The 15,014-nt window shown below is 62.3% G+C and carries 12 protein-coding genes and 3 tRNA genes; 9 read left to right on the forward strand and 6 right to left on the reverse strand.

What is annotated here, in order from left to right; genetic code table 11:
- Positions 1-429: 429 nt before the first annotated feature.
- Positions 430-1,563 (reverse strand): aminotransferase class V-fold PLP-dependent enzyme, encoded by a 1,134-nt coding sequence (locus ACIPZ8_RS26825; protein WP_400729907.1) that lies wholly within the window; start codon positions 1,561-1,563, stop codon positions 430-432.
- Between the two features lie 71 nt (positions 1,564-1,634).
- On the opposite strand from ACIPZ8_RS26825, the gene ACIPZ8_RS26830 reads away from it, so the two are divergent.
- The 5 genes from ACIPZ8_RS26830 (at position 1,635) to ACIPZ8_RS26850 (ending at position 5,123) form a co-directional block, all read left to right on the forward strand.
- Complete coding sequence (locus ACIPZ8_RS26830; protein ID WP_110638337.1) at positions 1,635-2,270, forward strand: TetR/AcrR family transcriptional regulator; 636 nt, start codon at positions 1,635-1,637, stop codon at positions 2,268-2,270.
- Between the two features lie 107 nt (positions 2,271-2,377).
- On the forward strand, positions 2,378-3,346 hold the full coding sequence (locus tag ACIPZ8_RS26835) for a GTP 3',8-cyclase MoaA (RefSeq protein ID WP_400729910.1): 969 nt from the start codon (positions 2,378-2,380) through the stop codon (positions 3,344-3,346).
- Positions 3,347-3,412: 66 nt separating this feature from the next.
- The gene (locus tag ACIPZ8_RS26840; RefSeq protein ID WP_054883762.1) at positions 3,413-4,018 is read left to right on the forward strand and encodes a DUF4823 domain-containing protein; all 606 of its coding nucleotides are present in this window, start codon (positions 3,413-3,415) and stop codon (positions 4,016-4,018) included.
- A gap of 10 nt (positions 4,019-4,028) precedes the next feature.
- The gene (locus tag ACIPZ8_RS26845) at positions 4,029-4,589 is read left to right on the forward strand and encodes a DUF1285 domain-containing protein (protein ID WP_400729914.1); all 561 of its coding nucleotides are present in this window, start codon (positions 4,029-4,031) and stop codon (positions 4,587-4,589) included.
- Between the two features lie 102 nt (positions 4,590-4,691).
- Positions 4,692-5,123 carry a cupin domain-containing protein gene (locus ACIPZ8_RS26850; protein ID WP_400729917.1) on the forward strand — a complete coding sequence of 144 codons (432 nt, stop codon included), beginning with the start codon at positions 4,692-4,694 and terminating at the stop codon, positions 5,121-5,123.
- Here ACIPZ8_RS26850 and ACIPZ8_RS26855 read toward each other — a convergent pair.
- The 3 genes from ACIPZ8_RS26855 to ACIPZ8_RS26865 form a co-directional block, all read right to left on the reverse strand.
- Positions 5,096-6,379 (reverse strand): nucleoside deaminase, encoded by a 1,284-nt coding sequence (locus ACIPZ8_RS26855; RefSeq protein WP_400729920.1) that lies wholly within the window; start codon positions 6,377-6,379, stop codon positions 5,096-5,098. The genes ACIPZ8_RS26850 and ACIPZ8_RS26855 overlap by 28 nt on opposite strands.
- Positions 6,380-6,503: 124 nt before the next feature.
- Positions 6,504-6,579 (reverse strand) — tRNA-Asn (locus tag ACIPZ8_RS26860).
- Positions 6,580-6,641: 62 nt separating this feature from the next.
- Positions 6,642-7,838, reverse strand: a complete 1,197-nt coding sequence (locus tag ACIPZ8_RS26865; protein ID WP_400729923.1) for an amino acid aminotransferase — start codon at positions 7,836-7,838, stop codon at positions 6,642-6,644.
- A gap of 287 nt (positions 7,839-8,125) precedes the next feature.
- On the opposite strand from ACIPZ8_RS26865, the gene uvrB reads away from it, so the two are divergent.
- Positions 8,126-10,141 carry an excinuclease ABC subunit UvrB gene (gene uvrB, locus ACIPZ8_RS26870; protein ID WP_400729926.1) on the forward strand — a complete coding sequence of 672 codons (2,016 nt, stop codon included), beginning with the start codon at positions 8,126-8,128 and terminating at the stop codon, positions 10,139-10,141.
- A 49-nt stretch (positions 10,142-10,190) separates the two neighbouring features.
- Here uvrB and ACIPZ8_RS26875 read toward each other — a convergent pair whose 3' ends face one another.
- On the reverse strand, positions 10,191-11,681 hold the full coding sequence (locus tag ACIPZ8_RS26875; RefSeq protein WP_400730018.1) for an MDR family MFS transporter: 1,491 nt from the start codon (positions 11,679-11,681) through the stop codon (positions 10,191-10,193).
- A gap of 49 nt (positions 11,682-11,730) precedes the next feature.
- Positions 11,731-12,786 (reverse strand): HlyD family secretion protein, encoded by a 1,056-nt coding sequence (locus ACIPZ8_RS26880; RefSeq protein ID WP_400729929.1) that lies wholly within the window; start codon positions 12,784-12,786, stop codon positions 11,731-11,733.
- A 143-nt stretch (positions 12,787-12,929) separates the two neighbouring features.
- Between ACIPZ8_RS26880 and gltX the strand changes: the two genes are divergently transcribed.
- The 3 genes from gltX (at position 12,930) to ACIPZ8_RS26895 (ending at position 14,957) form a co-directional block, all read left to right on the forward strand.
- Positions 12,930-14,411 (forward strand): glutamate--tRNA ligase, encoded by a 1,482-nt coding sequence (gene gltX / locus ACIPZ8_RS26885; protein ID WP_400658887.1) that lies wholly within the window; start codon positions 12,930-12,932, stop codon positions 14,409-14,411.
- A gap of 322 nt (positions 14,412-14,733) precedes the next feature.
- A tRNA-Ala gene (locus tag ACIPZ8_RS26890) sits at positions 14,734-14,809 on the forward strand.
- A gap of 72 nt (positions 14,810-14,881) precedes the next feature.
- Positions 14,882-14,957 (forward strand) — tRNA-Glu (locus ACIPZ8_RS26895).
- Positions 14,958-15,014: the final 57 nt, after the last annotated feature.

The following is a 15,014-nucleotide window of genomic DNA, read 5'->3' on the forward strand; positions in this document are numbered from 1 at the left end:
CCCGCGCGGCCTACGACTTGCTGCGCAAGTCTACATCTCGCGCCTTCGGCTACGCCGAAGGGGTGCTGCGCACCCTGGCCCTCCAGACGCCTGCGTTCGGCCTCCTGAAGTCGCACTCTGCGTCGCCTGGACTATCGCGCGCTTAGAAGCAAAATCAAAAGCCAGAGCCAGAGCCAGAGCCAGAGCCAGAGCCAGGGCCGGGCGGCTGGTGCCGGGCAAAAAAAACCCGGGTTCTGGGGGGGGAATCCGGGTTAAGACCATTAGGAGTAAAACAAAGGTACGCGGTCCCTGAGCACCTTTATCGGCGCGCCACTTGGGGGGGATGCGCCGCGCCAACACTTCAAGTATTGGTCAGGTTTGGCGCAGTGCCAGTGCTTCTCTGTTCGTTTTTTAAACAGATTTGGAATACGGCCGCCGTCCCTTCCTCCCTCAGCGCATGGCCAGGTCTCGTACTTGCCGGACAGCTTCGTCGATCAGCTGCTCACTGGTGTAGAAATGTGGCGAAAATCGTATACCTGGCCCTCTTAGTGCACAGATCGTCTGCTCCGCCAGCAGGCTTCGATAGATCGCCGCACTGTCATGCCCTTGAAGGCTGAAAGTAACGATGCCCGCCCGTTTTTCCGGGGATGCGGGGCTATGCAGGCGTACCCCGGGGATACCGGCCAGGCCCCGAAGCAGTTGCTCGACCCGCAGCTGCAATTGCCGGCCGACCTCGTTCATGCCGATTTCCTCCAGCAATGACAGGCTGGCCTCCAGGGCGCATGCGCCCAGCATGTTCGGGCTGCCGCATTCAAAGCGCCTTGCGCTGTGAGCCGGCCGCCACTCGCGGCGATCAAAGTCGCCCAGGCGCTCCAGCATATGCCAGCCATAGGCATGCAGCTTCAGCTGCGGGCGCAACGCCGCGCGGCAATAGAACAAACCCAGCCCCTCGGGCCCAAGCATCCACTTGTGGCCGTCTGCCATGGCGAAATCGCACTGATAGCCCTGCACGTCGAAGGGCAGGGCGCCAATCTGCTGGATGGCATCGACGCAGAACAGGACATGGCGGGCCCGGCAGCCTTCACCGAGGCGGGGCAGGTCCAGGCGCAGGCCGCTGGCAAACTGCACGGCGCTCACGGCCAGCAGGCGCGTACGCGGGCCACAGGCCGCGAGCAGCGCTGCTTCCGGTTCAGGCCCGGCCAGACTCACCTCGGTCACTCCGACGCCACGCTCGCGCAACGCTTCCCACACGATACGGTTGGAGGGAAATTCCTCGTCGCTGATCACCACCTGGTCGCCGTCTTGCCAGTCGAGACCGAAAGCGACCAGTGACAACGCCTCCGAGGTGTTCTTCACCAGCGCGATATCTGCCCAGGAGGGGGCGTTGACCAGGCGCGCCAGCCGTTCGCGCAGCCTGCGTTCGGTGGCCAGCCATGTCGGGTAGTCGCTCGCGCCCAGGCGTACGTTGTCACGGGCAAAGCGCGCCACGGCCTCGCTGGCCCGGCGCGGCCAGGGAGCGATGGCCGCATGGTTCAGGTATCGCAGCCCCGGCGCTTGTTCGAACTCATCGTGAAACATAGACATGGTTGGATGATCCGTGCAATTTGCTGCAAGTTAGGCATAATAAACCGCTTCAATGTCATCCAGTCCTTCCTATGCAGAAAGAACCTCGTAAGGTCCGTGAGTTTCGCCGTCGCGAACAGGAAATCCTCGATACAGCGCTCAAGCTGTTCCTCGAACAGGGTGAAGACAGCGTCACCGTCGAGATGATCGCCGACGCCGTGGGTATCGGCAAAGGCACGATCTACAAGCACTTCAAGTCCAAGGCGGAGATCTACCTGCGCCTGATGCTCGATTATGAGCGTGACTTGAATGCGCTGTTGCATTCGGCCGATGTCGATCGCGACAAGGAGGCGCTGTCGCGCGCCTACTTCGAGTTCCGCATGCGCGACCCGCAGCGCTACCGCCTGTTCGACCGGCTGGAAGAGAAGGTGGTCAAGGGCAACCAGGTACCGGAAATGGTCGAGCAGCTGCACAGCATCCGCGCCTCCAACTTCGATCGCCTGACCCAGCTGATCAAGGGTCGCATCAGCGAAGGCAAGCTCGAAGACGTGCCGCCGTACTTCCACTACTGCGCCGCCTGGGCGTTGGTGCATGGTGCCGTGGCGCTGTACCACTCGCCGTTCTGGAGCAATGTGCTGGAGGATCAGGAAGGCTTCTTCCAGTTCCTCATGGATATCGGCGTGCGCATGGGCAACAAGCGCAAGCGGGACCCGGAAGCTGCCAACTGAAGGCCTTCGTCGTCACCGGGTGAGCCTGGCGTGAAATGGGGACTTGCAAAAACTTGAACCATGAGTCAAGTTTCGCCAGCCCCGATTCATCCATGCCGGAGTCATCCATGATCGTCGATCGTCAAGGCAGGCGTTTTCGCAACCTGCGCGTCAGCCTGACGGCTGCCTGCAACTACGCCTGCAGCTACTGCGTGCCGGACGGCAAGCGCCTGGTCGCGGCCCAGGATGAGCTGTCGGCGGAAACCCTGGCACGGGGTGTGGCCTACCTCATTGAAGCTGCGGGGATCGAACGTTTACGCATCACCGGTGGCGAGCCGCTGGTCAGTCCTCGGCTGGATGCCTTTCTGGCGGAGGTGGCGAAGCTCGACCTCGACGACATCACGCTGACCACCAACGGGCAGTTGCTTGCCCGCAAGCTGCCGCTACTGCAGGCGGCTGGCATTCGCCGCTTGAACGTTTCTCTCGACACCCTCGACCCCCAGGCATTTCGCCGCATCGCCCGTGGCGGTGATCTGGCCAGCGTGTTGGCGGGCATGGACCAGGCCAGTGCCATGGGCATGCGGATCAAGGTCAACATGGTGCCGATGCGTGGGCAGAATCTCGATCAGGTGCTACCGATGCTCGACTACTGCCTGGCGCGTGGTTTCGAGCTGCGCTTCATCGAATTGATGCGCATGGGGCACCTGGCCCGGGACAACAATGCGTTCCTGCAGCAGTTTGTCGGGCTCGATGCATTGCTCGACGTGATCGGCGGCCGGTATGGCTATCAGCAGGTCGACGCACCGCTGGATGCCACGGCGCTGCGCTACCAGATCCCGGGGCATGGCCATTTCGGCGTCATCGCCAATGAAAGCGTGCCGTTCTGCCGTACCTGTTCGCGCCTGCGGCTGTCCTCTACCGGCTGGCTGCACGGTTGCCTGTCTTCCAGCAATCGTCACTTTGTCGGCGACCTGCTGGAAAAACCCCGACATCAGGCGCTGCCAGGCTTGCAGCGGCTGCTGGTGAAGGCCTTGGCAGACAAGCAGGAACTGGCGTTTTCCGGGGGGGTGACGGTGATGAAGGTGATTGGCGGCTGAAGCTGGCGCAAAAGCTGCATCCGCCGGCTATTCGCCGGTTTTTCGTCACCGGCCACTGGAGGAAAGATGCGTAGCCTGGTCTTGCTGCTGACGCTGATGGCGTTGGGCGGTTGCATGAATGTCAGCGATATGGGCGAGGGCGTCCGTTACCACATGAGCGATGCCGGCTTGCTGGACCACAGCGATACCCGTCGTACCCTGTCGATTCGCCTGCAGCCTGATTCGTTCATCTTCATCGGCCAGGGCGCGTTCATGCCGCCAGGCAAGGGCCCGCTGCCGAAGCAGAATGCGGTGGCCGATGAGGCATTCAAAAGTTTCGTCGAGTATTTCCCGCTGGTGCGTCGTGCCCAAGGGCCGCTGGGCCTTGAGGAGGCCATTGCCCAGGCCCGCTCGGTAGGCGCCGACTATGTGCTGTATACCCGCTTCGCCCGCACGGATGACCGTATTGGTAATGGCGACGAATGGTATGACGAGCAGGCCGTCGACCGCTTGGGTTGGGATACCGGTGTGGTGCAGATGATGCTGATCGAGACCAACACCCGCTACCTGATCGACACCGCGCGGATCAAGAGCCGCGGCGGTTTGTTGACGTTCCACGACCAGTCGCCGCAGGATTTGCTTGGCGCACCGATGCGCGAGTACGCTCGTAGCCTCCTGGGCATGAGCGAGTGAGGGCAGGGTGATGACGGATTCGGCCAAGGCCAACGATCTGCTGGCGCAGATCCCCAAGCACAAGGGGTTGCCGCCGGTGCATCTGTGGAATCCGGATTTTTGCGGCGACATCGACATGCGGATCGCCCGGGACGGCACCTGGTATTACCTGGGTACGCCCATCGGGCGCAAGCCGATGGTTCGGCTGTTTTCCACGATCATTCGCCGCGATGGCGATGACTACTTCCTGATCACCCCGGTGGAGAAGGTCGGCATTCGCGTCGATGATGCACCATTCGTGGCGGTGACGCTGGATGTGCTGGGCAGTGGCGAGGCGCAGGTGCTGCGCTTTACCAGCAATGTCGAGGATCAGGCCGAAGCGGGGCCGCAGAACCCGTTGCGGGTCGAGATCGATCCCGATACCCAGGAGCCGTCGCCTTATGTGCTGATGCGCAGCAATCTCGAGGCGTTGATCCATCGCAATGTGTTCTATCAATTGGTCGAGCTGGCGGTGCCGCGGGTGATCGATGGCGAGGAATGGCTCGGGGTATGGAGCCATGGCGTGTTCTATCCGATCGGGCGCAATGGCTGAAGAGCACTCCCGACTGGCCCCCTGCTTTTTCTCCTGATTGGCCGTTTGCGCCTTGCGCCAGTGGGCCTAACCTGCAGGCACTTGCCAATCAGGAGAAACCCCGTGAAATCTGCCAATTTTTCGCATGCCTTGCTCATTGCCGCTGGATTGCTGGGTGGTCAGGCCGCTGCCTGGGCGCACGGCGACGCCGCCGACCAGGTAAAAGTCCTGCAGCAGCAACAGCCTTCGAATGCCCCGGGCAAGAGCGCCGTCATGCTTACGGTCAGTTATGCCCCAGGGCAAGCTTCGCCCGCCCACCAGCATCCGGGTGCGGTCATGGCCTATGTGCTGGAAGGGGCGGTGGTATCGAAACTCAACGACGAGCAGGAAAAGACCTATAAGGCCGGTGAATACTGGTACGAAGCGCCCGGCACCGTGCACAGCGTATCGCGCAATGCCAGCAAGACCCGGCCTGCCAAATTGCTGGTGTGGAGCCTGGTGGATGAGGGTAAACCGGTCACCTTGCCCTACTCCGCGGCGGATACTGCGCGCTGAGGTGGGGCTGGCCTGCTCGATACCGCTCGCACCAGTTCTTCGTCATGGACCTGGCTTGGTGACACCTGCACGTTATGGGTATAGAAGGGCGGCAGATTCTGTGCGAGTTCAGCGATCTCTCGGCGGGTGCGGCCTGCTGGCAGCAAGACGTATTGCAGGCTGGGAGGGAAGGAGGGCGCGGTGTTGCGCTCCACGGTGGAGCCATAGGCGCCAAGGGTCATGACCGCTTCGCTGCCAGTCGGGTCTGGAAAGACGAGCATGACGAACGTGCAGTGACGGGGATGCGTCAGATGCTCCAGCGCTTCGTTGCGCACCCGCGGGTCGGCATGGTTCATCAGGGACCAGCGCAGGGCGGCGTAGCTTCGGGTGGTTTCCATGAACGCGTTGCAAATGGGCGAGCGCTTTTCGTTGCCGCCCAGGCATGCCAGCAAGTTGCCGAATGGGTCTAGTAACGCCACCGCATTGAAGGTGTCCGCCTGGCTGGCTGTTTCGAGCAGAGGTTGCGCCAGTTCTGATCCGGGAATGCGGGGGTTGTCACTCTTGCTGCGCAGGCTCCATGGGCTCAGGTTGGCCAAGGCCTGGCGCACCGTGCTGTTAAGGGGCAGGCTGGCAGGATCCTTTAGCACGGCTGGCAGCAGGCCGGCAGCGCTGCTTTCATCGTGGACACTGTTCACGCTGGTTTCGAACAGCGAACGGGTCAGGCTGGCGGTCGCGGCTTCGATGTGATCGCCTGGGTAGATCGGACCTTCCAGAGAACCCGCGTATTCGCGCTCCAGGGGCGCTCCTATGGCGTAGTAGCCCCAGGTAGCTTGCGCGAGCTCGCGTGGTGCCGTGGGAAGGCCGGGGAAGTTGAAGCAGGCGTCATGGTTGATGCCGGCAAAGGTGTCGAGTGCACTTACCGCGACGTTGAAGCCAGCGGTCAGCAGGGCGCCAGCGCACATGGCGCAGGGGTCGAGCGTGGTTACCACGGTCAGCAGGTGGGTGGCGGGCAAGGCAAGGCGTTGCTGATTGTCGAAATACCAGTCGATCAGGCGCCGTTCGCCATGGGCGGTCGGGTCGTGGAGCCTGAAGGCAGGCTGCGCCTCGCTGTTCGGGAACGACTTGAGCACGCTGTTGTGCAGGGCGACCAGCACCTTGCCGGTGGCGTTCTCGATGATGCAGCCGCCCACTGCGAAGGTTGCCTGCCGGCTTGCCAGTATTGCCTGGTCTGCTGCGATCGCTACCGCTTGTTGGGCACTTCGAGTGACATCGTTCACCTTGATCAAGCCTCTGTAGTCGTCCAGTGAACTCGGACGATACAGCAGCGTCAGGCCGGCAAGGGTGGAAAGATGTGCAACAAAAAACCTCCAGTGCTTGCGCAACTGGAGGTTTTTCAGTGTTTGGCTCCGCGACCTGGACTCGAACCAGGGACCCAATGATTAACAGTCATTTGCTCTACCGACTGAGCTATCGCGGAATCTGTGCGTATCTTACCGATTGCCAGGGGGAAGTCAAGCCACCCCCTGACAAATCAATCAGTTACAGCACCTCAACGATAGCCTTGGTGACCACGTGGATGTTGCTCTGGTTCAGCGCGGCGACGGCGATGCGACCGGTGTCCAGGGCGTAGATGCCGAAGTCGTTCTTCAGGCGGGCAACCTGGTCAACGGTCAGGCCCGAGTAGGAGAACATGCCCACCTGGCGGCCGACGAAGCTGAAGTCGCGGTTGGCGCCGTATTCGGCCAGCAGCGATACCATCTGCTTGCGCATGCCGTGGATGCGTTCGCGCATCTCGCCCAGCTCGGCTTCCCACATCTGGCGCAGTTCGGCACTGTTCAGCACGGTGGCGACGATGGTCGCGCCGTGGGTCGGCGGGTTGGAGTAGGTGGTGCGGATAACGCGCTTGACCTGCGACAGCACGCGGGTGCTTTCGTCCTTCGAGGCGGTGACGATGGACAGCGCGCCGACGCGCTCGCCGTACAGCGAGAACGACTTGGAGAACGAGCTGGAAACGAAGAACTCCATGCCCGACTCGGCGAACAGGCGCACGGCGAAGGCGTCTTCGCCGATGCCGTCACCAAAGCCCTGGTAGGCCATGTCGAGGAATGGCACGTGGCCCTTGGCCTTGACCACTTCCAGGACGTTTTTCCAGTCGTCCAGGGTCAGGTCGACGCCGGTCGGGTTGTGGCAGCAGGCGTGCAGCACCACGATCGAGCCGGACGGCAGGGCGTTGAGGTCTTCGAGCATGCCGGTACGGTTGACGTCGTTGCTCGGAGCATCGTAGTAGCGGTAGTTCTGTACCGGGAAACCGGCGCTTTCGAACAGCGCACGGTGGTTTTCCCAGCTCGGGTCGCTGATGGCCACCACGGCGTTCGGCGAAATGCGCTTGAGGAAGTCGGCGCCGATCTTCAGAGCGCCCGTGCCGCCAACGGCCTGCACGGTGACCACGCGACCAGCGGCCAGCAGTGGCGACTCGGCACCGAACAGCAGTTTCTGCACGGCCTGGTCGTAGGTGGCGATACCATCGATCGGCAGGTAGCCGCGCGAGGCGTGCTGGGCGGCACGCTGGGTCTCGGCTTCGATCACGGCGCGCAGCAGCGGAATGCGGCCTTCCTCATTGCAGTAGACGCCTACGCCCAGGTTGACCTTGTCGGTACGTGGGTCGGCGTTGAATGCTTCGTTGAGGCCCAGGATAGGGTCGCGGGGTGCCAGCTCGACAGCGGAAAACAGGCTCATTGTTACTTCGGCTCTGATTGGAGAGTGATAGGGCGTACACGCTCCAGCCGAATGCACTGAAGCGGTGCACAAACGGGGAGTCAGTATAGTGATACCGACCGGTCACTGCGACAGCCTGGCGCAGGTTTTCCGGCGATTTGCGCAAATATTTTTCGACCATTGGTCGAATTGCCGGGTCCACCGTAATGCGCGCTCACAGCTTGGCCTTGATTGCGGCCCCTGGCGGGCGCATTTGGGTATAGACTACTGGCTAAATTTACAGTTGCTGCGTTACCGCGAGGTCCGTCATGTCCGAGTTCCAGCTCGTCACCCGTTTCCAGCCGGCCGGCGACCAGCCAGAGGCCATTCGCCAGATGGTCGAGGGCATCGACGCGGGTCTGTCGCACCAGACCCTGCTCGGGGTGACCGGTTCGGGCAAGACCTTCAGCATCGCCAACGTCATCCAGCAGGTGCAGCGGCCAACCCTGGTACTGGCGCCGAACAAGACCCTGGCGGCGCAGCTGTATGGCGAGTTCAAGGCGTTCTTCCCGAACAACGCGGTGGAGTACTTCGTTTCCTACTACGACTACTACCAGCCAGAGGCCTACGTGCCGTCGTCCGACACCTTCATCGAGAAGGATGCCTCGATCAACGACCACATCGAACAGATGCGCCTGTCGGCGACCAAGGCGCTGCTGGAACGGCGCGATGCGATCATCGTTACCACCGTGTCCTGCATCTACGGCCTGGGCAGCCCCGAGACCTACCTGAAAATGGTCCTGCACGTCGACCGCGGCGACAAGCTCGACCAGCGCGCGCTGCTGCGCCGGCTGGCCGACCTGCAATACACCCGCAACGAAATGGACTTCGCCCGTGCCACGTTCCGTGTACGTGGCGACGTGATCGACATCTTCCCGGCCGAATCCGACCTGGAGGCCATCCGCATCGAGCTGTTCGACGACGAGGTCGAGAATATCGCCGCCTTCGACCCGCTGACCGGCGAGGTCTTCCGCAAGCTGCCACGCTTCACCTTCTACCCCAAGAGCCACTACGTGACCCCGCGGGAAACCCTGCTGGAGGCGGTGGAGGGCATCAAGGAAGAACTGAAAGACCGGCTCGAGTACCTGCACAAGGCCAACAAGCTGGTCGAAGCCCAGCGCCTGGAGCAACGCACGCGCTTCGATCTGGAGATGATCCTTGAGCTGGGTTACTGCAACGGTATCGAGAACTACTCGCGCTACCTGTCCGGGCGTCCGGCCGGGGCGCCGCCGCCCACGCTCTATGACTACCTGCCGCCCGATGCACTGCTGGTGATCGACGAGTCCCACGTCAGCGTTCCGCAGGTCGGCGCCATGTACAAGGGCGACCGTTCGCGCAAGGAAACCCTGGTCGAATACGGCTTCCGCCTGCCGTCGGCACTGGACAACCGGCCGATGCGCTTTGACGAGTGGGAGGATGTCAGCCCGCAGACCATCTTCGTCTCCGCCACCCCTGGCCCTTACGAAGCCGAACATGCAGGCCGCGTGGTCGAGCAGGTGGTACGCCCGACCGGCCTGGTCGATCCGCAGGTGGAAGTGCGTCCGGCGCTGACCCAGGTCGACGACCTGCTGTCGGAGATCCGCAAGCGCGTCGCACAGGGCGATCGGATACTGGCCACCACGCTGACCAAGCGCATGGCCGAAGACCTCACCGATTACCTGGCTGATCACGACGTGCGGGTGCGTTACCTGCACTCGGACATCGACACGGTGGAGCGCGTCGAGATCATCCGCGACCTGCGCTTGGGCACCTTCGATGTGCTGGTGGGTATCAACCTGCTGCGCGAGGGCCTGGACATGCCCGAGGTGTCGCTGGTGGCGATTCTCGATGCCGACAAGGAAGGCTTCCTGCGTTCCGAGCGCTCGCTGATCCAGACCATCGGCCGCGCGGCGCGCAACCTCAATGGTCGGGCGATCCTGTATGCCGACAACATCACCGGATCCATGCAGCGTGCCATCGACGAGACCGAACGGCGCCGCGAGAAGCAGATCGCCTTCAACCAGGCCAATGGCATCGTGCCCAAGGGTGTGGTCAAGGACATCACCGACATCATGGAAGGCGCCACCGTGCCTGGCGCGCGCAGCAAGAAGCGCAAGGGCATGGCCAAGGCAGCGGAGGAGAGCGCCCGTTATGAGGCCGAGCTGCGTACGCCGGGCGAGATCACCAAACGCATCAAGCAGTTGGAAGAGAAGATGATGCAGTTTGCCCGCGACCTGGAGTTCGAGGCGGCCGCCCAGCTGCGTGACGAGATTACCCAGCTGCGCGAGCGCCTGATCACCAGCTAAGGCCCTGCAAGGCCGCTCCCACAATGACTGTGCATACTCCGGAAGTGGCTCAGTGGGCTTCTCCGGCCTTCAATCCCTCCGGCAGCTTTTTGGTCAACAGCACCGCCACCATGCTCACCGCCAGCCCGATCCCGACAAAGTGGAACGCATCGTTGTAGGCCATGATCAGCGCCTGCTGGTGGGCAATCTCGCTCAACTTGCCCAGCGCCGCATTGTCATTGCCCAACCGCTCCGTCAGCTGTGCCAACCGTTCGGCCACCTGCGGGTTGCTCGGCACCACCGACTCCCTCAGGTAATCGAAGTACACCTTGGTCCGCGCATCCAGCAAGGTCGCCAGCAAGGCAATGCCGATCGCACCGCCCAGATTACGCAGAATGTTGAACAGGCTCGAAGCCGACCCGGCATCCTGGGGCTGGATATACGCCGTGGCGATCAGCGAAATGGTCACCATGATCATCGGCTGGCCAAGGGCGCGAATGATCTGGATATGGTTGAACTGCGGCCCGGCAAAGTCCGGGTTCAGCACCCCCGAACCAAAGCTGGCGACACCGAACAGGCAGAATCCGAGGGCACACAACACCTTGGGCGACACCACCTTCATCAGCTGCGGCACCAGCGGAATCAGGAACAACTGCGGAATGCCCATCCACATGATCACCTCACCGATCTGCAGGGCGTTGTAGCCCTGGATCTGTGCCAGGTACAGCGGCAGCAGGTAGATCGACCCATAAAGCCCCACGCCCATACCCAGGCTGGCAATGCTCGACAGGCCGAAATTGCGGTTGCCAAGGATGCGCAGGTTGATCAAGGGGTGCGGCTTGGAAAGCTGCAGGATGACGAAGGTGATCAGGCTGATCAGGGCAATAGTCGCAAGGCCGACGATCAGGTTGGACTCCAGCCAGTCCTTGCGGTGGCCCTCCTCAAGGAAGACCTGCAGGCAGCCCAGGCCCACGCCGAGGGTGACAATGCCGGCATAGTCGGTGCTTTTCAGCAGTTCCCAGTGCGCTTCCTTCTTTTCCAGCCCGTAGAGCAGGCCGGCGATCATCACCAGTCCGGGCGGAATGTTGATGTAGAAGATGTATTCCCAGCCCCAGTTCTCGGTCAGCCAGCCGCCTAGGGTCGGGCCGATAGAGGGGGCGAATGTGGCGGTCATTGCGAACATGGCCATGCCTTTGGCGCGGTGGTGCTCGGGCAACTTGATCAGGGTCAGGGTGAACGCCAGCGGAATCAGTGCGCCGCCGGTAAAACCCTGCAGGGCGCGGAACAGGATCATGCTCTCGAGGTTCCAGGCCATCGAGCACAGCAACGAGGACAGCAGAAAGCCGCCTGACACCCACACTGCCAGGCGCCGTGCCGAGAGCAACTGGACCAGCCAGGCGGTCAGCGGAATCATGATGATCTCCGCCACCAGGTACGAGGTGGAAATCCACGAGCCTTCCTCCAGGGTCGCTGACAGCGCGCCCTGGATGTCCTTGAGTGAGGAGTTGGTGATCTGGATGTCCAGCACCGCCATGAAGGCACCGAGCATCACGCTCATCACCGCGATCCAGTCGCGCCGGCTTGGCTCCGCAGTAGGGCGCAGCAGTTGATCACCGGCCATCGTGGCCTTCGTCTTGGCGGCGCAGGTCGACGGTGGCGGTGACCGACATGCCAGGGCGAATACGCCCATGCAGCGGATTGTCGGCGGCGAAGGTCAGTTTCACCGGAATGCGCTGCACCACCTTGGTGAAGTTGCCGGTGGCATTGTCCGGCGGCAGCAGGCTGAACTGCGCGCCGGAAGCGGCGAACAGGCTGTCGACGCGGCCTTCGATCGGGGTGTCGGGGTAGCTGTCGAACAGCAGCTCGGCGCGCTGGCCGGGTTGCATCTTGCCGATCTGGGTTTCCTTGAAGTTGGCCTGCACCCAGATGTTTTCATCAGGCACGATCGACAACAGGTAGGCGCCGGCCTGCACCACTTGGCCATTGCGGGCATTGCGCTGGCCGATGGTGCCGCTGAGCGGTGCGCGGATCTCGCAGCGGGTCAGGTTCAGTTCGGCCTGGGCCAGGTCGGCGCGGGCATTGGCAATCTGCGCGTCGAGGCGCTTGAGGTCGGCATTCAGGGCGTTGACCTGCTGGCGTTGGCTTTGCAGGTCGGCACGGGCCTTGTCGACCTGGGAGCCGGCCACATGGCTGTCTGCCGACAGGGTCGTCACCCGTTCTTCGGAAACGAAGCCGGGCTTGCGCAGCTTTTCGGCACGGCTCAGGTCCAGGCGCGAGCGGTCGAAGGTGGCCTGGTTGGCCGCCACCTGGGCCTGGCTGGAGGCGATCAGGCTGCCCTGCTGGGTCAGGCGGCTCTGGGCCTGGGCATATTCGGCCTCGCGGGTGGCCAGGGCGGCGCGGGCGCGCTCCACGGCCAGTTCGAAGTCGGCGGCCTCCAGGCGCACCAGCAGGTCGCCTTTGTTCACGTGCTGGTTGTCGTCGACCCGGACTTCGTCGATGCGTGCGCCGAGCTGGCTGGATATGCGGGTGATTTCGCCCTGTACGTAGGCGTTGTCGGTGCGCTCAAAGAAGCGGCCCTTGAAATACCACTCGGCCAGGAAGGCGAGGGCGATGATGGCCACCAGGGTGAAGAAGATCGCCAGGCGGCGTTTGAGTTGGGCAGGCATGAGGACTATCGTTCCAGAAATGTAAGTAAATTTAACAGCGGCAGATGGCCAGCCGACAAGTGACGTTCGCGCCATTGCTGGAGCCCGGTGCCTGCTCCCTGCTAACATCCCGCCTTTGTTTCATCTTTCGCTCGAGACTCTCCATGACCACCGTTCGCACGCGTATCGCGCCATCGCCCACCGGCGACCCCCATGTCGGCACCGCCTACATCGCCCTGTTCAACTACTGCTTTGCCAAGCAGCATGGCGGTGAGTTCATCCTGCGCATCGAAGACACCGACCAGCTGCGCTCCACGCGCGAGTCGGAACAGCAGATCTTCGACGCCTTGCGCTGGCTTGGCATCGAATGGAACGAAGGCCCGGATGTCGGTGGCCCACACGGCCCGTACCGGCAGAGCGAGCGTGGCGAGATCTACGCCAGGTACGCCAAGGAACTGGTCGATGCCGGCCACGCCTTCTATTGCTTCTGTACCGCCGAAGAGCTGGAGCAGATGCGCGCCGAGCAGATGGCCCGTGGTGAAACCCCGCGCTACGACGGCCGTGCCCTGCTGCTGAGCGCCGAAGAAGTCCAGCGCCGCCTGGCCGCTGGCGAGCCGCACGTGATCCGCATGAAGGTGCCGAGCGAAGGCATCTGCGTGGTTCCGGACATGCTCCGTGGCGACGTCGAAATTCCATGGGACCGCATGGACATGCAGGTGCTGATGAAGAACGACGGCCTGCCGACCTATTTCCTGGCCAACGTGGTCGACGACCACCTGATGGGCATCACCCACGTCCTGCGTGGCGAAGAGTGGCTGCCGTCGGCGCCGAAGCTGATCAAGCTGTACGAGTACTTCGGTTGGGAGCAGCCGAAGCTGTGCTACATGCCGCTGCTGCGTAACCCGGACAAGTCCAAGCTGTCCAAGCGCAAGAACCCGACCTCGGTGACCTTCTACGAGCGCATGGGCTTCATGCCCGAGGCCATGCTCAACTACCTCGGCCGCATGGGCTGGTCGATGCCGGACGAGCGCGAGAAGTTCTCGCTGGCCGAGATGGTCGAGCACTTCGACCTGTCGCGTATTTCCCTGGGTGGCCCGATCTTCGACATCGAGAAGCTGTCCTGGCTCAACGGCCAGTGGCTGCGCGAGCTGCCGGTGCAAGAGTTCGCCGCACGCGTGCAGCAGTGGGCGTTCAACAGCGACTACATGATGAAGATCGCCCCGCATGTGCAGGGCCGGGTCGAAACCTTCAGCCAGATCGCCCCGTTGGGTGGTTTCTTCTTCGAGGGCGCGCTCAAGCTCGACGCCAAGCTGTTCGAGAGCAAGAAGCTGTCCGCCGACCAGGTGCGCCAGGTGATGCAGTTGATCCTGTGGAAACTGGAAAGCCTGCGTCAGTGGGAGAAAGAGCGCATCACTGGCTGCATCCAGGCCGTGGTCGAAGCGCTGGAGCTGAAGCTGCGTGATGCCATGCCGCTGATGTTCGCCGCCATTACCGGCCAGGCCAGCTCGGTGTCGGTGCTCGACGCCATGGAAATTCTTGGTCCCGACCTGACCCGTTACCGCCTGCGCCAGGCCCTGGACCTGCTCGGTGGCGTGTCGAAGAAAGAAAACAAGGAATGGGAAAAGCTGCTGGCCAACATCGCCTGACAGCCTTTCGCCGGCCTGTAGGAGCGGCCTCGTGTCGCGAAAGGGCCGCAAAGCGGCCCCGGCGATTTATGCGTTGGCGCTGATTATGAGGGACCGCTTTGCGGTCCTTTCGCGACACGAGGCCGCTCCTACAAGGGCGCGGCGTTCCGATTCAGCGGGGCAGGGCGGTAAGTGATTGTTATCTGTGAAAAAAATTTTGATTATTTTCAAAATTTAGTTTGACAGCCCTGCAATCGGATCTTAATATGCGCCCCGTCCACAGCGATGAACGAAAACGAAACGCCAGGCACCCAGCCAGCGCTTCTGTTCAAAGCGACATTGTGGGGCTATAGCTCAGCTGGGAGAGCGCCTGCATGGCATGCAGGAGGTCAGCGGTTCGATCCCGCTTAGCTCCACCAAATTCCGCTTGGCAGCCAAGGCTGACAAGCAAGACCGGGTCCAGCAACCGGGTCTTGAAGGTAAGAAGGTTCGTCCCCTTCGTCTAGTGGCCTAGGACACCGCCCTTTCACGGCGGTAACAGGGGTTCGAGTCCCCTAGGGGACGCCAGTTTTGCACAAGCGATGTTTCACGACGTCGCTGGGCCGAGAGGCTAGAAATCCGGGG

Source organism: Pseudomonas sp. NPDC089422 (assembly GCF_044749405.1).
GTDB lineage: Bacteria > Pseudomonadota > Gammaproteobacteria > Pseudomonadales > Pseudomonadaceae > Aquipseudomonas.